Origin of the sequence: Lacrimispora sp. 38-1, from assembly GCF_049890855.1 — a bacterium.
Taxonomy (GTDB): Bacteria; Bacillota; Clostridia; order Lachnospirales; family Lachnospiraceae; genus Lacrimispora.
The window spans coordinates 140,413-162,726 of sequence record NZ_JBANEW010000095.1 but is presented as its reverse complement, the minus strand read 5'-3'; the positions used below and the strand labels follow the sequence as shown (position 1 = coordinate 162,726).

22 protein-coding genes are annotated in these 22,314 nt (G+C 42.2%); 5 read left to right on the top strand and 17 right to left on the bottom strand.

All coding sequences use genetic code 11. The annotated features are described in order from the left end of the window. Positions 1-32: 32 nt before the first annotated feature. From rfbH to V7D18_RS24500, 4 genes are read right to left on the bottom strand one after another with little or no spacing between them, the layout of a single operon-like run. The gene (gene rfbH / locus V7D18_RS24515) at positions 33-1,379 is read right to left on the bottom strand and encodes a lipopolysaccharide biosynthesis protein RfbH (protein ID WP_426158347.1); all 1,347 of its coding nucleotides are present in this window, start codon (positions 1,377-1,379) and stop codon (positions 33-35) included. 21 nt (positions 1,380-1,400) lie between these two features. Then, positions 1,401-2,480: a CDP-glucose 4,6-dehydratase gene (gene rfbG, locus V7D18_RS24510; RefSeq protein WP_426158346.1), complete on the bottom strand. Its 1,080-nt coding sequence runs from the start codon at positions 2,478-2,480 to the stop codon at positions 1,401-1,403. A 1-nt stretch (position 2,481) separates the two neighbouring features. Next, on the bottom strand, positions 2,482-3,258 hold the full coding sequence (gene rfbF, locus V7D18_RS24505) for a glucose-1-phosphate cytidylyltransferase (RefSeq protein WP_426158344.1): 777 nt from the start codon (positions 3,256-3,258) through the stop codon (positions 2,482-2,484). A 22-nt stretch (positions 3,259-3,280) separates the two neighbouring features. Continuing rightward, the gene (locus tag V7D18_RS24500) at positions 3,281-4,066 is read right to left on the bottom strand and encodes a glycosyltransferase family A protein (RefSeq protein WP_426158533.1); all 786 of its coding nucleotides are present in this window, start codon (positions 4,064-4,066) and stop codon (positions 3,281-3,283) included. A 222-nt stretch (positions 4,067-4,288) separates the two neighbouring features. Between V7D18_RS24500 and V7D18_RS24495 the strand changes: the two genes are divergently transcribed. Then, positions 4,289-4,711: an Hsp20/alpha crystallin family protein gene (locus tag V7D18_RS24495; RefSeq protein WP_426158342.1), complete on the top strand. Its 423-nt coding sequence runs from the start codon at positions 4,289-4,291 to the stop codon at positions 4,709-4,711. Positions 4,712-4,786: 75 nt separating this feature from the next. Here V7D18_RS24495 and nadC read toward each other — a convergent pair whose 3' ends face one another. The 8 genes from nadC to V7D18_RS24455 all read right to left on the bottom strand — a co-directional run bounded on the left by nadC (position 4,787) and on the right by V7D18_RS24455 (position 11,849). Continuing rightward, positions 4,787-5,644 carry a carboxylating nicotinate-nucleotide diphosphorylase gene (nadC, locus tag V7D18_RS24490; protein ID WP_426158341.1) on the bottom strand — a complete coding sequence of 286 codons (858 nt, stop codon included), beginning with the start codon at positions 5,642-5,644 and terminating at the stop codon, positions 4,787-4,789. A 1-nt stretch (position 5,645) separates the two neighbouring features. Next, on the bottom strand, positions 5,646-6,047 hold the full coding sequence (panD, locus tag V7D18_RS24485; protein ID WP_426158340.1) for an aspartate 1-decarboxylase: 402 nt from the start codon (positions 6,045-6,047) through the stop codon (positions 5,646-5,648). A gap of 7 nt (positions 6,048-6,054) precedes the next feature. After that, entirely contained in the window at positions 6,055-6,909 is an 855-nt protein-coding gene (gene panC, locus V7D18_RS24480; RefSeq protein WP_426158339.1) for a pantoate--beta-alanine ligase, read from the bottom strand. 19 nt (positions 6,910-6,928) lie between these two features. Then, positions 6,929-7,756 carry a 3-methyl-2-oxobutanoate hydroxymethyltransferase gene (gene panB, locus V7D18_RS24475; protein ID WP_426158531.1) on the bottom strand — a complete coding sequence of 276 codons (828 nt, stop codon included), beginning with the start codon at positions 7,754-7,756 and terminating at the stop codon, positions 6,929-6,931. A gap of 9 nt (positions 7,757-7,765) precedes the next feature. Further along, complete coding sequence (locus V7D18_RS24470; RefSeq protein ID WP_426158338.1) at positions 7,766-9,079, bottom strand: L-aspartate oxidase; 1,314 nt, start codon at positions 9,077-9,079, stop codon at positions 7,766-7,768. Between the two features lie 12 nt (positions 9,080-9,091). After that, positions 9,092-10,000: a quinolinate synthase NadA gene (nadA, locus tag V7D18_RS24465; protein ID WP_426158336.1), complete on the bottom strand. Its 909-nt coding sequence runs from the start codon at positions 9,998-10,000 to the stop codon at positions 9,092-9,094. A 201-nt stretch (positions 10,001-10,201) separates the two neighbouring features. Continuing rightward, on the bottom strand, positions 10,202-11,020 hold the full coding sequence (locus V7D18_RS24460) for an ABC transporter permease subunit (protein WP_426158335.1): 819 nt from the start codon (positions 11,018-11,020) through the stop codon (positions 10,202-10,204). Beyond that, on the bottom strand, positions 11,013-11,849 hold the full coding sequence (locus tag V7D18_RS24455) for an ABC transporter ATP-binding protein (protein ID WP_426158333.1): 837 nt from the start codon (positions 11,847-11,849) through the stop codon (positions 11,013-11,015). The genes V7D18_RS24460 and V7D18_RS24455 overlap by 8 nt, the downstream gene beginning before the upstream one ends. A 98-nt stretch (positions 11,850-11,947) precedes the next feature. Between V7D18_RS24455 and V7D18_RS24450 the strand changes: the two genes are divergently transcribed. Then, positions 11,948-12,133, top strand: coding sequence for an IS3 family transposase (locus V7D18_RS24450; RefSeq protein ID WP_426158529.1), 186 nt, complete (start codon positions 11,948-11,950; stop codon positions 12,131-12,133). A 92-nt stretch (positions 12,134-12,225) separates the two neighbouring features. On the opposite strand, the gene V7D18_RS24445 is transcribed toward V7D18_RS24450, so the two are convergent. The 3 genes from V7D18_RS24445 to fba all read right to left on the bottom strand — a co-directional run bounded on the left by V7D18_RS24445 (position 12,226) and on the right by fba (position 16,577). Then, positions 12,226-13,254 (bottom strand): M42 family metallopeptidase, encoded by a 1,029-nt coding sequence (locus V7D18_RS24445; RefSeq protein WP_426158331.1) that lies wholly within the window; start codon positions 13,252-13,254, stop codon positions 12,226-12,228. A gap of 136 nt (positions 13,255-13,390) precedes the next feature. Then, positions 13,391-15,508: a glutamine synthetase III gene (locus V7D18_RS24440; protein WP_426158329.1), complete on the bottom strand. Its 2,118-nt coding sequence runs from the start codon at positions 15,506-15,508 to the stop codon at positions 13,391-13,393. Between the two features lie 205 nt (positions 15,509-15,713). After that, positions 15,714-16,577 carry a class II fructose-1,6-bisphosphate aldolase gene (fba, locus tag V7D18_RS24435; protein ID WP_117416924.1) on the bottom strand — a complete coding sequence of 288 codons (864 nt, stop codon included), beginning with the start codon at positions 16,575-16,577 and terminating at the stop codon, positions 15,714-15,716. Between the two features lie 187 nt (positions 16,578-16,764). Here fba and V7D18_RS24430 point away from each other — a divergent pair, with 187 nt between their 5' ends. Next, positions 16,765-18,171 carry an MATE family efflux transporter gene (locus V7D18_RS24430; protein ID WP_426158326.1) on the top strand — a complete coding sequence of 469 codons (1,407 nt, stop codon included), beginning with the start codon at positions 16,765-16,767 and terminating at the stop codon, positions 18,169-18,171. Here V7D18_RS24430 and thrC read toward each other — a convergent pair. Beyond that, complete coding sequence (gene thrC / locus V7D18_RS24425; RefSeq protein WP_426158324.1) at positions 18,168-19,652, bottom strand: threonine synthase; 1,485 nt, start codon at positions 19,650-19,652, stop codon at positions 18,168-18,170. The genes V7D18_RS24430 and thrC overlap by 4 nt on opposite strands. A gap of 220 nt (positions 19,653-19,872) precedes the next feature. Between thrC and sfsA the strand changes: the two genes are divergently transcribed. Continuing rightward, positions 19,873-20,610, top strand: a complete 738-nt coding sequence (gene sfsA / locus V7D18_RS24420) for a DNA/RNA nuclease SfsA (protein WP_426158322.1) — start codon at positions 19,873-19,875, stop codon at positions 20,608-20,610. 15 nt (positions 20,611-20,625) lie between these two features. Here the strand turns inward: sfsA and V7D18_RS24415 are convergent, their stop codons facing one another. Continuing rightward, positions 20,626-21,285: a cyclic nucleotide-binding domain-containing protein gene (locus tag V7D18_RS24415; RefSeq protein WP_426158320.1), complete on the bottom strand. Its 660-nt coding sequence runs from the start codon at positions 21,283-21,285 to the stop codon at positions 20,626-20,628. Positions 21,286-21,389: 104 nt separating this feature from the next. Here V7D18_RS24415 and V7D18_RS24410 point away from each other — a divergent pair, with 104 nt between their 5' ends. Then, on the top strand, positions 21,390-22,307 hold the full coding sequence (locus tag V7D18_RS24410) for a DMT family transporter (RefSeq protein WP_426158318.1): 918 nt from the start codon (positions 21,390-21,392) through the stop codon (positions 22,305-22,307). The last annotated feature ends 7 nt before the right edge of the window (positions 22,308-22,314 follow it).

Here is a 22,314-nt window from a genome sequence, read left to right as displayed (position 1 = left end):
CCTCCATTCTGACTGAATTAAGAAACAGGAGCCTAAGCCTGCTGGTTTAAGCCTTCCTTTATGGTTTTTGCCATGTAGTCAATCATGTCATCTGTCATACCGGGATAAACTCCAATCCAGAACGTATCCTGCATAATCCGGTCTGTATTCTTCAGCTCACCCACAACCCGGTATCCGGTTCCCGATTCACGCATCTGATTGAAGCATGGATGCTTGGTTAAATTTCCTGCAAAAAGCATTCTGGTCTGAACACCTTTCGATTCCACGTACTGTACAAGCTGATTTCTGTCAACACCTTCTTTACAGGTGATCAGAAATCCAAACCAGCTTGGTTTTGATCCCGGACAGGGCTCCGGAAGAATGAGTTTTTCCGCTGTATCCTTTAATGCTTCGTAAAGACGGCTGAAATTATGACGTCTGCGCTCTACAAAGGATGGAAACTTTTCAATCTGTGCACAGCCAATCGATGCCTGCATATCAGTTGCCTTTAAATTATAGCCAAAATGAGAATAAACGTATTTGTGATCATATCCAAGAGGCAGTTCTCCATACTGACGGTCAAACCGGTGGCCGCATAAATTGTCCGTCCCGGAAGGGCAGACGCAGTCCCGTCCCCAGTCACGGAAAGAACGGATAATCCGGTTTAAGAGGGAATCGCTGGTATAAACGGCTCCTCCCTCTCCCATAGTCATGTGGTGAGGCGGGTAAAAGCTGGAGGTTCCAATATCTCCAATGGTTCCGGAGAACCGATCTTCTCCGTCTATGGTATAAACCGTACCCAGAGCATCACAGTTATCTTCTACAAGCCATAAACCATATTTATCGCAGAACGCCTTTACTGCAGATAAATCGTAGGGATTGCCAAGAGTGTGGGCGATCATCACTGCTTTCGTCTTCTCAGAACGCGCTGCCTCCAGCATAGTCACATCAATGTTATACTGGGGAATTGTCACGTCAACAAACACCGGAACTGCTCCATACTGTATCACAGGCGTTACAGTGGTGGGAAATCCAGCTGCAACAGTAATCACTTCGTCGCCTCTTTTGATCTGACGCTCTTTTAAAAGAGGGGAAGTAAGTGCCATAAATGCCAGTAAATTTGCTGAAGATCCCGAATTGACCAGGGAACAGAACCGGACATTTAAATATTTCGCAAATTTTTTCTCAAATTCATCGGTATAGCGTCCGGAAGTAAGCCAGAATTCCAGGGAGCTGTCTACCAGATTCACCATTTCCTTACTGTCATATACTCTTGATGCATAGGGTATTCTGTCTCCGTCCTCAAACGGTTTCTTCTGATTGTGATAGGTATCACAATATTCCTTTACAAGTGCCAGAATTTCTTCCCTGGCTTCTTTTTCTGTTTTTTTATCTATCATAAAATTATTACCTCTCTTGTTCTATTGGTTAAAAAATTCGCCGATCTGTCGGTCCATCACCGTTATCATATCTGCTCCGGCCAGATAATCTCTGGTCCATTCCACGGTCTTTTGAACGGCTTCCTTCACCCCGTATCTGGGCGTCCAGCCAAAGACCTTCTTTACTTTTGAGCAGTCCAGCTTTAAAAAGTTAGCCTCATGAGGACCTTCATCCGGTTGTGCGGACCATGTAATCCCCTGTCCCCATGCTTCACAGAACAAATCGGCTAACTCTCCGGTTGTGACACAATCCTTATCGTCAGGGCCCACATTATAGTATCCCTGGTAAGAGGGATCCTCATACTGCTTCATAGCAATTGTCATATAAACAGCAAGCGGCTCCAATACATGCTGGTAAGGTCTTGTGGAATAAGGATTTCTCAATACGATCTCCTGCTTTTTCATGGCAGACCGGATACAGTCCGGAATAATTCTGTCGTTGGCAAAATCCCCTCCCCCTATGACGTTGCCTGCCCTTGAGGTAGAGATTGCCGTATTCCTTCCGGAAAAGAAGGACTTCGCATAGCTGTGGGTCACAAGCTCGGAACAGGACTTGCTGTTGGAATAAGGATCATAGCCATCTAAGGGATCACATTCCCGGTATCCGTATTCCCACTCCTTATTCTCATACACCTTATCCGTAGTTACATTAAGAAAAGACCGGACCGTCTCAGTGAGGCGAACGCATTCTAAAATATTGACCGTACCCATCACATTGGTCTCATAGGTGTAAACCGGATCTTTATAGGAATCTCTTACAATAGGCTGTGCTGCTAAATGGAATACAATTTCCGGTTTTTCCATTTGAAAAACAGTTTTTAAATGGGCAAGATCCCTGATATCTCCAATTACTGAATTCATCTGCCCGGATATATCTGCCACCTCAAACAGAGCAGGATCAGTTGGTGATTTCATGGAGTACCCCGTCACCTTAGCACCTGCTTTTATCAGCATACGGCTGAGCCATGCTCCTTTAAAACCGGTATGCCCGGTAAGAAGTACTCTCTTTCCTTTATAAAACTCAGAAAATTCCTTCCAGCGGTCATTTGCTTTATTCGTCATATTATTTCTCCCATATCTTCCAGGGCGCCTTCCCGGACTGCCATAAATCTTCCAGCTTCTTCATCTCCCTCTGGGTATCCATACACTGCCAGAACCCGGTGTGATGGAAGCTCATCAGTTCACCTTCTGCCGCCAGTCTCTGTAATGGCTTCTGCTCCAGAACTGTGGAATCATCTTCCAGATAAGAGAAAATCTCCGGATTGAATACCATAAAGCCGCCATTAATCAGGCTGGCATCTGTTTCGTCCTTTTCCCGGAACGAACGCACTACATCGCCTTCATCTATGTCTAAAACTCCCTTTAACTGGGCAATATTAACCGTTGTCATGGTTGCTGTCTTACCATGGCTTTCATGGAACTTTAAAAGCGCATTTAAGTCCACATCACAGACTCCGTCTCCATAGGTAAGCATAAAAGGTTCCTCTCCGATATACGGCTGAATGCGTTTGATTCTACCGCCAGTCATGGTATTAAGTCCTGTGTCCACAAGGGTTACCTTCCATGGTTCAGAATAATTATTATGTACCTCCATGCTGTTGTTTGCCAGATCAAACGTCACATCTGAGGTGTGAAGAAAATAATCTGCAAAAAACTCCTTTACTACATACTGCTTATATCCCAGGCAGATCACAAAATCATGGAATCCAAACTGGGAATAATATTTCATAATATGCCATAATATAGGCTTTTCACCGATTTCAATCATTGGTTTCGGTTTTAAATGGCTCTGCTCACTGATTCTCGTCCCAAGACCCCCTGCTAATAATACAACCTTCATCCTGCTTCCTCCTGTCATTCTTTTATTCATATTCGTGGTAAGCCTTCCGGTAAAAATGCATCAGCACCTTTACAACTGGTTCCGGCCACATCTTTTGAAACATCTCCGTCTCTTCTTTTAAACGGCTGTTATCTTCTATGGCTGCCTTCGTGGCCGCCTCCTCATGAACCCGGTAATACAGAATGGGGTTTTCCACACAGACAAAACGTCCGGGCAGCTTAGACAGCTTATAAAGCGTATCCCAGTCCAGGGCAAAATGATAGGGGGATGTAAAGAGTGGTTCCCCCAATTCTTCCTTATTATATGCACATGCAGGACAGCAGATGGAATTTCCAAAAAGCAGGACGCTTTTTTTTACCCAGGATAAATGACTGATAAAACGCAGGCGCAGAGGCAGACGTAAAATCCGTTTGATAAATTCAACCGGTTCGAATACCGCCAGCCTGTCCTTTTTTACAACGGTATAACCACCGGTAAATAAAGTCATGTCCGGGTAACTTCCATAACAATCCAGAAGCTTCTTTACATAGTCTTTCTGATATAGATCATCCTGATGGGCGATAGTCACAAATGTGGCATCCGCCATATAATAGGCAAAATTCCAGTCGTCCCGGATACTGCTTTTCTCGTGCCTGATAAAAAGAGGAATCCCGTACTTGTCAGCAAGCCCGCTTATATAGGAGCTGGGCGTGGAAGTACAAATAATTACATCGGATTCCACACTCTGGGCCTTAACAGACCGGATACAGGATTCCAGGTAAGGAGAATCCTTGTATGCGCAGATTGCAAATGCATGTGGTTTCATTATATACCTCAAAAAATATGTTTGTTTTTGTCTGGCTATGATTATATCATAAAAATAATAAAACATACTACCATATTCATTATTTTGAAAGAAATTACCCGGTATAATCTTAAAAAATAATTTTTTCATAAAATTAGCACTCACCTATTGACAGTGCTAATAATGCGTGTTATATTACACATATAACAAATAAACATTTAAATCATTGGAAAGGAGATAAGACCTATGATGATGCCTAGTATTTTTGGAGAGAGTCTGCTTAGTAACTGGATGGATTTTCCCTTCGACCGTTCTGTTTTTGGTACGAAAGAATTTATGAAAACCGATGTGAAGGAAGTTGATAACGGCTATGAACTGGATATCGATCTTCCAGGTTTTCAAAAGGATGAGATCAAAGCCCGTCTCACAGACGGCTATCTAACCATAACTGCTGCAAGAGGCGAGAATAAAGAGGAAAAAGACAAGGATGGCCGCTATATCCGCCGGGAACGCTATTCCGGAAGCATGAGCCGGAGCTTTTATGTTGGAAATGCTGTTAAAGAGGAAGATATCCGCGCCAGATTTGAAAACGGAATTCTGAAGCTGTCTGTTCCAAAGATTAAGAAAACTGAAATTGAACAGAATAATTACATCTCAATAGAAGGTTAAAAAAGGGGGCTGCTGCAAAACTAACATTAAGTTAGTTGAGCAGCAGCCCTTTCAAATAAAAGAAGGGCTTCTGCCCTACTCAATAATCCTAAGATTCTTTAATGATAAGTCAAGAATCGGCGCAGAATGCGTCAATGCCCCACAGGATATATAATCAACTCCAATTTCCATAAGCTCTTTAATCCTTTCCTCCGTTACATTTCCCGAACACTCAGTCTCTGCTTTATCTCCGATGATTTTTACCGCCTCTTTCATCTGCTCTGTTGTCATATTATCAAGCATGATGATATCTGCTCCTGCCTCTAAAGCTTCTTCTGCCATTTGAAGATTTTCCACCTCTACCTCGATTTTGCGGACAAAGGGAGCATACTCTCTGGCTGACTCTATTGCTTTTTTTACTCCACCGGCTGCTGCAATATGATTATCCTTTAACAGAATACCGTCAGATAAGTTATATCGATGATTGTATCCCCCTCCCACCCGGACCGAATACTTTTCAAAAATCCTCATATTGGGGGTTGTTTTCCGGGTATCCAGCAATCTGGTCTTGCTGCCTTTCATCATATCAGAAATCCTACGTGTATAAGAAGCAATTCCGCTCATTCTCTGAAGATAGTTTAAGGCTGTCCTTTCTCCAGATAATAAAGCTCTTGCATCTGCTGTAACTTCTGCCAAAAGCTCTCCCACAAATATCTTGTCCCCATCCTTTGCATAGGCTTTCATGGATGCACTGGGATCTAAAAGGCAGAAAACACGGTGGAAAACCTTAAGCCCTGCCAGTACACCATCCTGCTTGCACAAAAGCCTGACACATGCTTTTTTCTCATCTCGTATAACGGCATTGGTCGTTACATCTTCACTGGTTATATCTTCCCGTAAAGCCTGCAATATTAACTCATCCATATTTAATCGTAAGGTTGTTTCGTTATTCATTTCAGCACCCTTTCTCTATAGCATTTATGCTTTCATGCTTCTCAGCATTGGTCTTTGCGGTGATATGGTTACGCTCATCCACAAAGACTACCTTTGGCTTGTGTGCTTTGGCTTCTTCTGGTGTCAGATGTATATATGCCATAATAATGATTTTATCATTGACCTGTACGCATCTTGCCGCAGCTCCGTTCAGACAGATAAGACCGCTGCCACGTTCTCCAGCAATCGTGTAAGTTTCAAAACGCTGACCATTATTAATGTCTACAACACAGACCATTTCATACTCAAGGATTCCTGCCGCCTCTAACAGATCTTCATCTATCGTAATACTCCCCACATAATCCAGTTCAGCCTGTACTACGGTAGCACGATGAATTTTTCCTTTTAACATAGTAATCTTCATTATAAACTCATCCCCCCTCTTCACACTTAAAAGTAAAATTATCAATTAACCGGGTTTTTCCAATATAAACTGCCATTGCGATTAAAACGGTTCCGTTAAGCTTCTCTGCCTGCCTCATAGTCATGGCATCTACTGCTTTTACATAATCAATTTTTGCCAGTGGTTCTTTTTGAATAAATACCTTCATTGCACTGACGAGTACGGCAGCATCTCTTTCCCCTTCTTTCATCATCTGCTTTCCCAGCTTAATACTGTTATATAAGATAAGCGCTGCTTTTCTTTCCGCTTCACTAAGATAACTGTTGCGTGAACTCATGGCCAATCCATCACTCTCACGGATAATCGGACAGCCGATAATTTCAACATTCACATTCAGATCTGTTACCATACGTTTAATAACAGCCAGCTGCTGTGCATCCTTTTCTCCAAAATAGGCTCTATCCGGAGTCACAATATTGAAAAGTTTTAAAACAACAGTACAGACTCCCCGAAAATGGAGAGGTCTGCTTAATCCACAAAGTTCTTCTGTCAATACAGACATATCCACATAGGTGTAAAAGTCTTCCTTATACATTTCCTCCGGATTGGGGTGAAAGATTAAATCGGCCCCATTTTCCATACATCGGCTGCTGTCACGTTCTAAGTCTCTTGGATAGCTTGCCAGGTCTTCCTTAGGGCCAAACTGCATGGGATTGACAAAGATACTCACCACCACCCTGTCATTTTCCATAGCTCGTTTGATCAGGCTTTCATGACCTTCATGCAAATACCCCATAGTTGGAACAAAGCCTATGCTCAATCCCTCTTTTCTCCATTCCTTTATGCACGCTTTCACTTCTTCTATCTTATGAACGATCTTCATAGATCAAAACGTTCCTCTCTCAATATAATTTTTCTATTATCTCATCAGCAATGCTGAAAACATGTTCTTTTCCGGGAAAAATTCCTGCCTTTGTTTCTTCAATATACTGCTTAAAAGCGGCTGTCATCATATCGCCTAAATTGGCAAAGGATTTTACAAACTTTGGTTTAAATTCACTATACATAGATAGCATGTCCTGATAGACCAATACCTGTCCGTCACAGTCCGGACCCGCTCCTATTCCAATGGTGGGAATATGAATGGATTCAGTAATGACAGCTGCCAGTTTATCCGGAACACATTCAAGTACAACAGCAAAAGCTCCGGCTTCCTCTACTGCCTTTGCATCCTTTAACAGCTGCCTTGCTGCTTTTTCATCTCTTCCCTGAACTTTATATCCTCCAAAGGTGTTAACAGACTGTGGAGTTAACCCAATGTGAGCAACAACGGGGATAGACGCTTCTGTAATTGCTTTGATCTGAGGACAAACCTGTTCTCCACCCTCCAGCTTAACTGCCTGGGCACGCCCTTCCTTTATCAACTGCCCGGCATGAATAACAGCATCATATACGGAAGTCTGATAGGACATAAACGGCATATCGGCGATAACCAACGCATGTCTGCAGCCTCTTGCAACAGCTTTCGTGTGATGAATCATATCCTCCATAGTCACGGATAAGGTATCCTCATAGCCTAGTATGACCATTCCTAAGGAGTCTCCTACTAATATGGAATTCACCCCCGATTCATCCATTAATCTTGCTGTCGTATAATCATAGGCTGTCAGCATGGTTATCTTGTCTTTCTTAATCTTTTGCTCCATAATTGTTAAAACAGTGTTTTTCATCATTCTACTTCACCCACATTTGATCTTAAGAGCGCTTCGTTTCTCTTTCCTGTTCGCTTTTTCTATTTCATTTAATACACTTTCTCTGTTCTTATTTTGAATATAGTCATAGTTTTCATATGCAGATAAATTTATGGAAACTGGAAAGTGTTCGTTCTTCTCATAGGTACTGGCAATATGAACTGCTGCTTCCTTAGCGAATACCAGACTTTCCAGAAGGGAATTGCTTGCCAGACGATTAGCGCCATGAACACCGTTGCAGCTGGTTTCTCCAATAGCATATAAATGCCCCATAGAAGTTTTACTATGCTGGTCAACAGATATGCCTCCCATAAAATAATGCTGAGCCGGTGTGACAGGAACGTATTCCCTGGTCATATCGATTCCTTCCTCCAGACAGCGCTCATAAATATTAGGAAAACGTTTCTTTATCTTCTCACTTCCTAAATGGATGGCAGAAAGCCAGACATGATCACTTCCTTCCAACTTCATCTGCTGACAGATCTTCTGAGTTAATACATCCCTGGGAAGCAGCTCATCCACGAACCTTTCCTTATTTGCATTCAGAAGATATGCTCCCTCTCCTCTTACAGATTCTGAAATCAGAAATCTTCTTCCCGGCTTTTTTGAGTACAATGCAGTTGGATGAATCTGAATATAATTCAGATTTTGAACAGCTATGCCGTGGCGGATAGACAACGCCAGAGAATCTCCCGTAAGATGAGGATAATTGGTGGAATCCTGATATAACCCGCCTATTCCTCCGGTAGCTAAAACCGTATAGTCTGCATCAAGGCTGGATATGTCTCCATTACCGGACCGTACGATAACACCGCTGCAGAAATTATCTCTGCTGACTATATCAATCATTTCCGTATATTCCATAATTGTAATATTTTTTTTCCTTTTTACCTGTTCAAGCAGTTTGCTTGTAATTTCCCTTCCCGTATTATCTTTGTAATATACGATTCTTGCTGTGGAATGAGCACCTTCTCTGGTATAAAGTAATTTTCCGTCCTTTTTTTCAAATTCCACTCCCAGTGTCATCAGCTCTTGAATAATTTCCGGTGATTTCTGTATCATATGATGAACAGAAGCTGTATTATTTTCATAATGTCCTGCCTTCATGGTGTCTTCATAAAATCCGCTATAATCTTCTTTGTCCTTTAAGACACAGATTCCGCCCTGAGCCAGGTAAGAATCACTCATTTCCAGGGAGCTTTTTGTCAGGAGCCGGATCTGTTTTTCTTCAGGAAGGTTCAGAGCGCAGTATAATCCGGAAACACCGGTTCCGGCAATAACCACATCTGCATGTATTCTCATTCTTATCTCCTCTTATTCAGCTAAAGCAAGCATTCTGTCCAGAGCCTTATTTGCCTTACTATATAATTCCTCATTGAGTTCCACTGTATTGCTCAGCTTTTCCAACTGTTCTAAGACCTTTTCCGTAGTAATTCGCTTCATATTCGGACAGAACTGGCGATGACCCACAGAATAGTATTTCTTTTCAGGGTTTTTTAATTTTAATTCATATAAAATACCCATTTCTGTACAGATGATGAACGCTTTTGCATCGCTTTTGACAGCAAAGTCTATAATACCGGAAGTACTGCCGATGTAATCTGCAAGTTCAAGTACATCCCAGGTACATTCCGGATGAGCAAGAACCAATGCTTCCGGGTGCAGCTCTTTTGCCTTTTTAAGTTCTTCGGGCTTTATACTGGTATGAACATGACAAAAACCATCATTGAAAATAAAATTTTTATCAGGAATCATCTTCGCCGTATACCTGCCAAGATTCCCATCTGGAATAAAATATATATTATGATCAGGCAGAGCATTAACGATCTTTACTGCATTGGAAGATGTTACACAGACATCAGATGCAGCCTTAATCTCAGCTGTAGAATTGATATAGCAGACAACAGCAACATCCTCATAGCTCTCCCTTATTTCCTTAATCTTTTCCACATCGGCCATATGTGCCATGGGACAATCTGCATAAGTATCCGGCATGATTACCATCTTTTCCGGGTTGAGTATCTTGGCACTTTCGCCCATAAAGGAAACACCGCAGAAGAGAATAACCTTCTGAGGAACCTCCGTGGCAACCTTGCTTAAATAATAAGAATCACCAACATAATCCGCAACAGCCTGTACCTGGCCGTCGGTATAATAGTGAGCCAGAATCACAGCATCCTTTTCTTTTTTGAGCTCCTCTATTCTTTTGATTATATCTTCCATTTAACTTCCTCCTCGTAAGAGATTTAGTTGATTATAGCACATGTCATTGCATGTGACAAGACAGCTGTAACAACATTGCATTTATCAGGTAAAACAAAAACAGGCTAAGCTATCAGGTTCATACAGCCTGAAGCTTAGCCTGTCTGCTTACTATTCTTTTACTCTTTCTATGGCTCCATACCTTCAGACGAAATGGTACTATCACAGATTAAAATCCCGGCGATTAAATACGATTCCACCCACCAGGATAAAAAAGACTGCTATGAAAAAATATACAGTCACCTCATAGACCGTATGATTTTGTATGGCAATGGCATTTTCTGGTGAAAATAGTTCAAAAGGGCTTAACTTACTAAGCCACTGTGCCTTCTCTCCCAGAAGCCTGGATAAAAAGCCTAACAAATAGCATACCAATACAGTCATGCTCCCAGCCATGGGAGCTCCTATTTTGGTGGTTACCCCAGCAATCATCAGGGATACAGACATAAAGACAAACACTGTAAATCCGGAAATTTTCACAATAAGAATAAATTTACCCGCATCAAATATATCCTCTCCATTTATGGCACCGCAAATCCCGGAGGCACTCACCCCTGAACAAAGTACAGCCAGGACAGCAAAGTATGCAGTCATAAGCTTTGAAACATAGATTTCACTGCGGCTGACTTCCAGAGAATACAGAAATTCTATGGTTTTCGTTTTCTCTTCTCTGGATATGAGGCCTGCACTGAAAGAAGCCGCAAAAATACTGATGGCAATCAGGATAATATTAAAAACCATGCCAAAATATGTGATGTAATTACTCATGTCTGACAGATCATCCAGCCCTACGAACTGCAATAGTTCTTTGGGCATGGCATCCAATTTTATCTGTGCCATATCCTTTACTGAAGGAAACAGAATCATATACAAAAACATAATCGAAAAGATGGAAATGCACCATCCGATGATCTGCCTTTTGTTATTATTTATGCCAAACCAGGAAAGCTTTAAAGAAGAGAAAAAACTAAAATTATTCATGCACTTCTTCCTCCTTGTAATATTTGATAAATTCATCTTCTATGGTGGCCGCTTTTATTTCAATGCTTTCCAGATCAAGCTTTGACAGACTGGCAATTAGTTCATTAACATTACCATCAAATTCAAAGTTCTTTGCTGTTCCATCTTTTGTAGTATAGGAAATCAACTGTTTATGCTTAATATTAATGCTATGCATATCCAGTGATTCCACTATTTTTCCATCTTTTAAGATAATTACTTTATCGCAGTATTTTTCTATTTCATTTAAATTATGGCTTGACAAAAAAACTGTGACCCCGATCTCTTTTTGTCTGCATATCAGGTCAAAGAATTTTCTCTGCATAAGTGGGTCAAGGCCGCTTGTTGGTTCATCAAGAACAAGGATTTCATTATTCTTTAATACCGCTTGAATGATGGATACTTTTTTGCGGTTTCCCAGGCTTAATTCTGAAATACGCTTATTCAGATCCAGTTCAAAATACTCTGCAAGTTCAGTAACCCGGTCCAATTTTCCATTAGAGATTTTAAGACAGAGTTTAAAAATATCTAATCCCTTTGCATTGTCATAGAAAGAGCAGTCTCCCGGCATATACCCAAGTGTATGTTTTATTTTTTTTGAATCCTTTACGGAATCAAGACCATTTATTATTATTTTTCCCTTAGTGGGAGAAATAAGATTCATCATTGAGCGAATCGTTGTAGTCTTCCCCGCTCCGTTTTTTCCTACAAAGCCAACAATTTCACCTTTTTTTATCTCCATACTGATATTATCTACTGCCATGAAGGGGCCATAGCCTTTTGAAAAATTCTGCACTTCGATTATGGACATATTCCTTCTCCTTGCTAAAACTTTTTGTTTCCTTAGTTTTCGCAATTCAGGTAATTATATGTAAAGTAATTAATTATATTGTTATAATCTTATTAAATATGATTTCTTTCAACATGCCTTTGGCATGCTTTTCTTTCCATTGTGAATGTCCGCACTTTGGAAGTTCATTGAGGATCTTTCTGGCTATTGAAAAATACATAACATACTACAATGAGAAACGAATTAAAGAAAAACTAGGATGGATGAGTCCTGTAGAATACAGGCTTAGCCTCTTGGCTGCATAAAAAATAGCGAAGCAGTCAAAACTGCCTCGCTACAAAGTCTAACTTATTGGGGTCACAACTCACGTTAGTTTTGCAACAGTCCCTTTTTTTTACTAAATCAGTTCTATATATGCCTCAATAAGCTTTAACGTCTGCTCCATTCCCTTTACATGAGTCCGCTCTGTTCCATGGGAAGCATGTACTCCCTGTCCGATCAATGCTGCCCTGATATTATGACCTCCGCGTATTGCTGCTCCTGCATCAGAACCGTAATGGGGGAATACATCCACTGCAAAGTCTATATTCTTTTCCTTTGCCAGGGCAATCAGACGGCTGGTCATTTCGTAGTCATAGGGGCCGGCTGAATCAAGGGCGCAGATGGATACCTTTCGTTCGTCTCCTGATAAATCATCCCCAAGTGCGCCCATATCCACTGCGATAAATTCTTCAATATCTTCCGGTATCCAGCTGGCACCAAAGCCCACCTCTTCATAGTTGCTGATCACAATCTTCAAAGTCTTTCCGGGTTTAATTCCTGATTCTCTGATGTCTTTTAAAACACCTAAAAGAACTGCCACGGAAGCCTTGTCATCCAAATGACGGGATTTGATATAGCCGCTGTCCGTATGCACATACATGGGATCAAAGCTGATATAATCGCCGGGAGCGATTTCCAGTCTCCTTACATCTTCTTCGCTTTCAATCATCTCATCCAGACGTACTTCCATATTCTTTGGTTTTCTCTCCAACGTTCTGGCATCATCATAGGTATGAACCGACGGCTCTCTGGTGAGTATGGTACCGGTGTAGGTTTTCCCGGTTCTGGTATGAACTTTGCAGTACATGCCTTCTATGGACTCCATCATAAAGCTGCCTACAGGAACCATAATGAGCATTCCCTTTGAGGTGATAGAGCGCACCATGGCACCTAAGGTATCAACATGAGCGGATAAACCCATAACTTCCTTCTCTTCACCCGGAACTTCAATGATTAAACCGCCCTTTTTATTATAACATGTGGAATATCCAAACCCTGTAGCCTCTTCTTCTACTAACTTCAGCACTTGTCTGGTGTATCCGCTGGGACTTGGAATATTCACAATTTTTTCCAATATATTTGTTACATATGTCATGGTTTCCATAATATCTGCCTTCTTTTCTGGTTTTTTTCTATTTTAGCAGATCTATAAAAGGAAATCTACTTAAGAATATGAAAAAAGGCTGCAAAGCCCAGCCGGGTTAACCGGATCTGGCTTTGCAGCCTGTAATCATTCTTTCTTATACTTCAAAAATCAGATCGCCGTAGCTTGGAAGAGGCCAAATCTCCTTATCCACAATCATTTCCAGCTTATCTGCCGGATCACGGAGTGCTGCCATGGCAGGTACAACCTCACTGTGATAAGCAGCTGCCTGCTCTTTGTTCTCTCCGATTGCTGCACACTTGTCAGTGATATCAATCAGAGCAGAAAGTGCTACCTTCATATCAGAAAGATATGCGCTTACTTCAGTCAGAAGTTCTTCCTGTACACTGGTGTCTGCAGCCGGACATGCTGATTTTACCTTGCCTAACGAATCTGCAAGAACGGTTGCATATTTTACAACTGCCGGAATAAGCTGCTTTCCTGCCATATCAATCATGGTTCTCGCTTCAATATTAATGGCTTTTGAATAGGTCTCATATTCAATCTCAACGCGGGACTCTAACTCAGCCTTTGTAAATACCTTGAATGATTCAAACATGCTGATGGATTTTTCTTTCGTAAGTGCAGGGATTGCATCAACCATTGCCTTGATGTTTGGAAGTCCTCTTCTCTCTGCCTCTTCTACCCATGCATCAGAATAACCATTGCCGTTAAAGATTACTCTCCTATGTGCTGCCAGCTGTTCTTTAATCATATCATGGACTGCCGTATCAAAATCTTCTGCTTTCTCAAGTACATCTGCTGCTTCTTTAAATGCCTCAGCTGTAATAGTATTTAATACAACGTTCGGTGATGAGATGGAATCAGAAGAACCTACCATACGGAATTCAAATTTATTGCCGGTAAATGCAAATGGTGAAGTTCTGTTTCTGTCAGTTGCATCTTTAAATAAGTCTGGCAGAGTCTTAACGCCTGTCTTTAAGGTACCGCCAGATTTGGAGTGAGTTGCCTCACCAGTGCTGCAAAGCTGATCTACTACATCCTCAAGCTGTTCGCCGATAAATACGGAGATGATTGCAGGAGGAGCCTCGTTTGCACCAAGTCTGTGGTCGTTTCCAACATCTGCTGCAGACTGGCGGAGCAGATCGGCATGTTTATCCACTGCCTTTAAGATACAGGATAATACCAGTAAGAACTGAATGTTCTCATGTGGTGTTTCGCCTGGATTTAATAAGTTAATTCCGTCGTCACTGGTTAAGGACCAGTTGTTGTGCTTACCGGAACCATTCACGCCTGCAAATGGTTTCTCATGAAGCAGACAGTTTAATCCATGACGGCCTGCAACTTTTTTTAAGGTTTCCATAACAAGCTGATTATGATCAACTGCTACATTGGCCTGCTCATAAATTGGTGCCAGCTCATGCTGAGCCGGTGCAACCTCATTATGCTGAGTCTTTGCCGGTACGCCAAGCTTCCAGAGTTCTTCATTTACTTCCTTCATATACGCTGCAATTCTTTCACGAATGGAACCAAAGTAGTGGTCTTCCATTTCCTGTCCTTTTGGAGGCATTGCACCGAATAAAGTTCTTCCTGCGTAAATTAAGTCTTTTCTCTGTAAATACTTCTCATGGTCAACAATGAAATATTCCTGCTCCGGTCCAACGGAAGGTGCTACCCGTTTTGAAGTTGTATTGCCAAACAGTCTTAAGATTCTTAAAGCCTGCTCATCAACCGCTTCCATTGATCTTAAGAGAGGAGTCTTTTTATCAAGCGCTTCTCCTGTATAAGAGCAGAATGCAGTGGGAATGCAAAGAGTTACACCGATGGCATCTTCTCTTAAGAATGCAGGGGAGGTACAATCCCATGCAGTATATCCTCTTGCTTCAAAGGTTGCTCTTAAACCACCGGAAGGGAAGGAAGAGGCATCAGGTTCGCCTTTTACCAGCTCTTTACCGGAAAACTCCATGATAACCTTACCTTCTGATGTCGGAGAGGAGATGAAGGAGTCATGCTTCTCGGCAGTAATGCCTGTCAGCGGCTGGAACCAGTGTGTATAGTGAGTTGCGCCTCTCTCAATTGCCCAATCCTTCATTGCATGAGCTACTACATCTGCAATGGAAGGATCCAGTTCTGCACCGTCTTCAATGGTTTTCTTTAACTTCTTGAAAACGCTTTTTGGCAGACGCTCTCTCATAACGGTCTCGTTAAATACATTCTTACCGAACAGCTCGGCTACATTCACAACTTCGCTCATAAATTTTCCATCCTCTCATATTAATTTCCACTTAATAAAATTAAGTCTAATCGTTTTTTTTAGTCTCCTCATTATCTGAATATGCGCATAAATCAGAAAAGGCGCCCTCCTGTCATAAGGAGAACGCCATTGTTCTTAATTAAAATAAACCATTTTCCTAAAAAAATCAAGTACTTTTTGAAAAAAAAATTTTTTTTAAAGGTTTTTATGCTTTTCCAACGGAACCGAACAGTTCCATCTTCTCTTTCACTGTTGCTTTGATGGCATCAGTTCCTGGTGCAAGAAGCTTACGGGGATCAAATCCCTTACCTTCTAAATCCTTGCCTGCTTCAATGTATTTACGGGTTGCTTCTGCAAAAGTAAGCTGGCACTCTGTATTAACATTGATCTTAGCTACGCCAAGGCTGATAGCCTTTTTAATCTGATCTTCCGGAATGCCTGTCCCGCCGTGAAGAACCAGAGGCATACCGCCAACTTTATCTTTTACGGCTGCCAGAGTTTCAAAACTTAAGCCTGCCCAGTTTGCCGGATATTTGCCATGGATGTTACCAATTCCTGCTGCCAGCATGGTTACGCCTAAATCAGCGATCTGCTTGCACTCATCAGGATCTGCACACTCACCCATACCAACTACGCCATCTTCCTCACCGCCGATAGAACCAACTTCCGCTTCAATGGAAAGACCCTTTTCATTACAAACCTTTACAAGTTCTGTTGTCTTTTCTACATTCTCTGCGATTGGGTAATGGGAACCATCAAACATAATGGAAGAAAAACCAGCTTCGATGCACTTATAACAGCCATCATATGAACCATGATCCAAATGAAGTGCTACCGGTACGCTAATCTTTAATTCTTCAATCATAGCTTTTACCATAGCTGCTACAGTTTTATAGCCTGTCATGTATTTACCAGCGCCTTCGGAAACTCCCAGAATAACCGGAGATTTCAGTTCTTCGGCTGTCAGTAAAACAGCCTTTGTCCACTCAAGGTTGTTGATGTTGAACTGTCCAACTGCGTATTTTCCATCTCTTGCTTTTTCAAGCATCTCTTTTGCTGAAACTAACATATCACAAACCTCCATATTTTTTATTGTCTTATTGTCTTACATTTTTTCATTATATACTATTTTGTCCTATTTGGAAAGATTATTTTTTTCAAGATTGTTTTTTTTATAACAAAGTTACATTTTGCTTTCAGAAACTCTTTGTTCTATAATGAATACAAACAAATAAATGAATAGCAGGAGAGTTTTCATGAGACATAAGATAAGATTCGGCAGTCTGGACAGCCAAAATAAAAAAATAACTTCAGAAATTAACCCGGAACGCCCGGATCTGTTTACAGGTCCACAGCTGAAACGACTGATCTTTCCTCTGGTGATTGAACAGATTCTGGCTGTGTTTATGGGAATGGCAGATACCATAATGGTGGCTTCCTGCGGAGAAGCGGCTGTATCAGGCATCTCCATCGTAGATACCATCAGTGTCCTCTTAATCGGTTTATTTGGAGCCATGGCCGCCGGAGGTTCCGTCGTTACTGCCCAATATATCGGAAGAAAGGATGAACAGAATGTAGCCCGGGCTGCAGGGCAGCTGTTTCTGGCAATCGGAGGGCTCTCACTATTTTTAATGGCGTTTACGCTTATTTTCAACGAGCCGCTTCTTAAGGTTATCTATGGATCAATTGACAAGGATGTAATGACAAATGGGAGAATCTACTTTTATATATCCTCAATTTCCTATCCGTTTCTGGCATTTTATAACAGTGCTGCCGCACTGTTCCGGGCAGTGGGCAATTCCAAAGTCTCCATGCAGATTTCCCTGTTTTCTAATCTATTCAACATAGCCGGAAACGCCCTCCTTATCTATGTATTTCACTTAGGTGTGGCTGGTGCAGGAATTTCAACCCTGATTTCCCGTATCATCTCGGCTGTATTAATTCTTATTCTGTTAAAAAAACAGGGGGAATTTCCTGTAGAATACTCGCTTAAACCCGATAAACGCATCCTTGGCCAGATCCTCTACATTGGAGTACCAAACGGACTGGAAAACAGTATCTTCCAGCTGGGAAAGCTGTTGTTGTCCAGTCTGATTGCCGGCTTCGGAACCGTTGCCATTGCAGCAAATGCAGTCGCCAGCACCATCTGCGGGCTTGAAATCATACCAGCCAATGCAATCGGAATCGCAATGGTAACCGTAGTAGGCCAGTGCATTGGAGCGGGTGAACTTTCACAAGCCCGCCATTATATGGGCAGGCTTGTAAAAACAGCATACTTGTGGCTGCTGGTTCTGAATCTGTCCCTTTTGCCCTTCTTAAGAGTGATCTGCGGTCTGTTCCAGCTCTCCGCTGAGACAAGTGCACTGGCGATAGAACTTATGGTTTATCACAGCATCTGCTGCATGCTGATTCATCCTCTGTCATTTTGCCTGACCAATGGTCTCAGGGCGGCCAATGACGTCCGTTTTACCATGACCGTATCCATCTGTTCCATGTGGATCTGCCGGATTGTAATGGCATACTTATTAAGTCTGTATTTCGGACTTGGACTGATGGGGATCTGGATTGCAATGACAATCGACTGGCTGGTACGCGCCATATTTTTCACAACCCGGGTTCTAAGCGGGAAATGGCGACGCTATGCAATGCGAAGTTTAAACTAAGCCAAAAATCCAATAACGGTTTCTTTCATTTTATCCACATCGCACTCGGTCTGATGAAGAACTGGTGCGGTGCGGATTTCTTCAACTGCCTGGGGAATATCAATCCCTGATACGTTTGATAAACGGTCAATGATTTTAAACTCATCCTCTGCAGACTTCTCCCCTTCCAAAGCCTCTAAAACACTTCCGGAAAACTTATAAGGGCTGGCTGTAGAGGCGATGACCGTCTTAGTCTCATCCTTTGACTGTTCTTTATACTGATGGTATACAGAAGCTGCAACACCTGTATGAGTGTCGATCAGATATCCGGTGCGGTCAAACAGATTTTTGATGGTTCTCTGATTCTCTGCCTCTCCTGCAAATCCCCCAATAAAATCTTCCATAAACTTTCTCATGGCTGGTGTAACAGTGTAGCTGCCTGTTTCACTAAGTTGTTTCATAAGTCCTGCATTTTCCTCTGCATCACAGCCGGTACTTAAATAAATGAGGCGTTCTAAGTTGCTGGAAATCAGGATGTCCATGGAAGGGGAACTTGTAAGAATAAAATCTCTGTTTCTGTCATAGGTTCCTGACTGAAAGAAATCGTAAAGAACTTTGTTCTCGTTGGAAGCACAGATTAATTTTTCAATGGGAACTCCCATCTGCCTGGCAAGATAAGCGGCCAGAATGTTGCCAAAGTTTCCAGTAGGAACAACTACATTGATTCGCTCTCCATCAGATATTTCCCCGCCTGACAGCAGCTTCCCATACGCATACACATAATAAACCACCTGTGGCACCAGTCTTCCGATGTTAATGGAATTGGCAGATGATAACTGATATCCTTTCTCTTCCAATTGAACTGCAAATTCCTTATCTCCGAAGATTTTTTTCACGCCTGTCTGGGCATCGTCAAAATTTCCGTGTATGGCTGCCACATGGGTATTCGTTCCTTTTTGTGTTACCATCTGAAGCTCCTGGACACGGCTTACTCCGTTCTTTGGATAAAAAACAATAATCTCTGTCCCTTCCACATCGGCAAATCCAGCCATGGCTGCCTTGCCGGTATCGCCGGAGGTGGCTGTCAGTATCACAATCTTATTCTTTACCAGATTCTTTTTTGCAGCAACTGTCATCAGGTGGGGAAGTATGGAAAGTGCCATATCTTTAAACGCAATGGTACTGCCATGATATAATTCCAGATAATACGCACCATCTGCCTTAACAAGAGGAGCGATCTCTTCCGTATCAAACTTGCTGTCATACGCACTGTTAATACAGTTTTTTAATTCCTCCTCTGTATAATCGGTTAGAAACTGCTTCATGACTTCATAAGCAGTTTCCTGATATGTCAATGTAGAAAGTTCTTTCATGGTCTTGTCAAGCCTGGGGATAAAGCATGGCATAAACAACCCGCCGTCTGCTGCCAGTCCTTTTAAAATTGCCTGGGAAGCCGTCACATTGGCTTCTTTGCCTCTGGTACTCTGATAGGATAATTCCATGGTATCGCATTCCTTTCCTGTTCTCTCTTAAATTAAGTATGAATCAAAAAAACCTTGCCAGCATTGTAGCACACTTTAATCTCGGGTGCAAGAAAAACAGGCAAAAAAGTTTTCTTATTACGGACATATGTTTTTGTATAGAGGACATTTTCCTGATTTGCATCCCCTGCAATGATGTGATAAGATACTGTCAGAAATACAGAAAGGAGATGCTGTTACATTGAACTATCCAAATATTGTAAAGGGAAGTTTTATTAACCGTCCCAACCGTTTCATCGCTTATGTACAGATTTTAACAGGAGAAGCGGCAGGAAAAACTGTTGTTTGCCATGTGAAGAATACAGGACGCTGTAAAGAGCTTCTGCTGCCGGGTGTTACAGTACTTCTTCAATTTCATCCGGAAGCCTCTGTCCTCGGCAGGAAAACAGAATATTCTCTGATTGGGGTCTATAAGGAAAGAGAAGAAGATACGCTGTTAATCAATATGGATTCCCAGGCTCCCAATCTGGCCGCTTATGAATGGGTTCTGGGTTCGTCCGGCATCTGTGAAGTAAAAAGAGAGGTAATATACGGTCAGTCCCGATTCGATCTTGCCTTTCAGTTAATCGGAAAAGACGGGTCCGGAAATGTGACGCATATCCCTGCATTTATGGAGGTAAAAGGAGTGACCTTAGAGGAACATAACCACGCTCTTTTTCCGGATGCTCCCACAATAAGGGGAGTAAAGCATATCGAAGAGCTGATCCATGCAAAAAAAGACGGGTATGAAGCATATCTTCTCTTTGTAATCCAGATGAAAGGGATGACTGGCTTTTCTCCCAACGAGAACACTCATCCGGAATTTAAAGAAGCTCTGAAAAGGGCCTCTGCTGCAGGAGTTCACATTCTCGCATATGACTGTCAGGTTACGGAGAACTCAATGACTGTAGACCAGCCGGTTCCTGTCTTCATAGACTGACCGGAGATCCGCCCCTCACTCCAGATAAAAATCCGGGGTGCGGGACAAAAGCTCCCTGCGGTCAACAATCCGGTATATCCTGCCTTCCTTTCTCATCACACCAGCCCCGCAAAGAGCATTCATAATGCGGAATGTCTGGCGGTAACTGGCTCCGATGGATTTTGCCGTATCTGCCAATGTCTCCAGATAAAGACCTTCCTGTTCCGCAAACAGAATATACGCACAAAGCCGTTCTTCACAGGTATGAAGAGCAGTTATTACACTCTTTTTAGAACTTCCTAAAAGCTTTAATGCCAGTTTTCTTCCTATCTCATTGACAAAAAGCAGATTTCCTTTTAATTCCTTTTCATATTTTTTATAGGAAAGACCGATGCAGATAAATTCCGTCATTGCACTGATGGTAGCGCTTGCAATGTGGGAACCTGTCATTAACTCCACATCCCCAATAATTCCCTCTGAAATATAATGGCAAAGCAGAAGATCCTTTCCGTTGGTGGAAGCAGAACAGACCTTTGCCTTCCCTGAAACAACCAGAAGGAGGTATTCCATCTCCCTGCCTTCCTGTAAAACGATTTCTCCCGGCGCAAACCGGAGTATAGCGGAATTACCTATATCCATGTCTGATAAATGAAACTGAAAAAGCAAACGTTTTATCCTCTGTTCTGTGATATTCATCTTCATTGCTCCCTCTTTATCTCTTTCTGGGAGTATGACATATGTCATACCGCTTTGTCAACGGGCTATGCTATGCTTGAGAAACGAATCGGAGGTGATATATCATGTATAATTTTCTTTCACTGCTCGCCGGCGTGATTATATCGTTTATGCTTGCAGTCAATGGCGGTCTGACCGCGCAGTACGGCATATTTGGAGCTGCTGTCATCATTCATATTGTTGGTGTTTTCTTTGCGCTGTTTCTGCTTAAGCTCCTTCCCGCCCCCAGCCGAAAGACGGAAGGAAAAATCTCCTGGTGGCTGTATACCGGGGGAATGATCGGAGTACTGACTACCGCATTTAGTAATTTTGCTTATGGTAAAATAAGTATAACAGGAATCATAGCTTTAGGACTTTTGGGACAGGCTATGGCTTCCCTTGTCATTGACTGGCTGGGACTCTTTGGAATGACCAGATATCCGCCGAAAAAGCATATACTGGCAGGAGTGATGGTGGCTTTTCTTGGCATTGCCGTCATGTTGAACCACTCTTTTTACGGAACAGCACTGCCAGTATTTATTTCTCTTTTAAGCGGAATTACCGTAGTCCTCTCCCGCACGGTCAATGCGGGCCTGTCGGAACAGACAGGAGCGCTTAAGGGTTCTTTTATCAATCATCTGACGGGACTGCCGGTAACACTGATCCTTCTCCTTCTTTTAGGAAAAAATGAAGCGGTTTTTAAAGGTTTTATTCCTTCACCCCATGTTTGGATTTACCTGGGAGGAATTTTAGGAGTTATCACTGTTCTGCTTTTTAATGTAACGGTTCCCAAAATCCCTTCATTCAGACTTACACTCTTATCCTTCACCGGACAGATTTTTACCGGCATATTACTGGATCTGATCACACAGAAAGGTTTTACAATGGCCACCTTTTCCGGCGGTCTTCTGGTCGCCGCAGGCGTAGGAATCACCATGGCAGGGGAACGATTTTCTTTGCTTCTTTTAAATAAATCTCCTGTTTCTGGTAAATCCGGCTTATAAGTTAAAA

Coding starts and splice junctions, on each gene's coding strand:
- fba (WP_117416924.1), bottom strand. CDS start 16,577: ATGTTAGTTTCAGCAAAAGAGATGCTTGAAAAAGCAAGAGATGGAAAA.
- V7D18_RS24450 (WP_426158529.1), top strand. CDS start 11,948: ATGATTTCTTTCAACATGCCTTTGGCATGCTTTTCTTTCCATTGTGAA.
- panC (WP_426158339.1), bottom strand. CDS start 6,909: ATGAAGATCGTTCATAAGATAGAAGAAGTGAAAGCGTGCATAAAGGAA.
- rfbF (WP_426158344.1), bottom strand. CDS start 3,258: ATGAAGGTTGTATTATTAGCAGGGGGTCTTGGGACGAGAATCAGTGAG.
- nadC (WP_426158341.1), bottom strand. CDS start 5,644: ATGAATAACGAAACAACCTTACGATTAAATATGGATGAGTTAATATTG.
- rfbH (WP_426158347.1), bottom strand. CDS start 1,379: ATGATAGATAAAAAAACAGAAAAAGAAGCCAGGGAAGAAATTCTGGCA.
- V7D18_RS24415 (WP_426158320.1), bottom strand. CDS start 21,285: ATGAATATCACAGAACAGAGGATAAAACGTTTGCTTTTTCAGTTTCAT.
- V7D18_RS24495 (WP_426158342.1), top strand. CDS start 4,289: ATGATGATGCCTAGTATTTTTGGAGAGAGTCTGCTTAGTAACTGGATG.
- V7D18_RS24440 (WP_426158329.1), bottom strand. CDS start 15,508: ATGAGCGAAGTTGTGAATGTAGCCGAGCTGTTCGGTAAGAATGTATTT.
- V7D18_RS24410 (WP_426158318.1), top strand. CDS start 21,390: ATGTATAATTTTCTTTCACTGCTCGCCGGCGTGATTATATCGTTTATG.
- panB (WP_426158531.1), bottom strand. CDS start 7,756: ATGAAAAACACTGTTTTAACAATTATGGAGCAAAAGATTAAGAAAGAC.
- thrC (WP_426158324.1), bottom strand. CDS start 19,652: ATGGAATTATCCTATCAGAGTACCAGAGGCAAAGAAGCCAATGTGACG.
- nadA (WP_426158336.1), bottom strand. CDS start 10,000: ATGGAAGATATAATCAAAAGAATAGAGGAGCTCAAAAAAGAAAAGGAT.
- V7D18_RS24445 (WP_426158331.1), bottom strand. CDS start 13,254: ATGGAAACCATGACATATGTAACAAATATATTGGAAAAAATTGTGAAT.
- rfbG (WP_426158346.1), bottom strand. CDS start 2,480: ATGACGAATAAAGCAAATGACCGCTGGAAGGAATTTTCTGAGTTTTAT.
- V7D18_RS24460 (WP_426158335.1), bottom strand. CDS start 11,020: ATGAATAATTTTAGTTTTTTCTCTTCTTTAAAGCTTTCCTGGTTTGGC.
- V7D18_RS24455 (WP_426158333.1), bottom strand. CDS start 11,849: ATGTCCATAATCGAAGTGCAGAATTTTTCAAAAGGCTATGGCCCCTTC.
- V7D18_RS24430 (WP_426158326.1), top strand. CDS start 16,765: ATGAGACATAAGATAAGATTCGGCAGTCTGGACAGCCAAAATAAAAAA.
- V7D18_RS24470 (WP_426158338.1), bottom strand. CDS start 9,079: ATGAGAATACATGCAGATGTGGTTATTGCCGGAACCGGTGTTTCCGGA.
- panD (WP_426158340.1), bottom strand. CDS start 6,047: ATGAAGATTACTATGTTAAAAGGAAAAATTCATCGTGCTACCGTAGTA.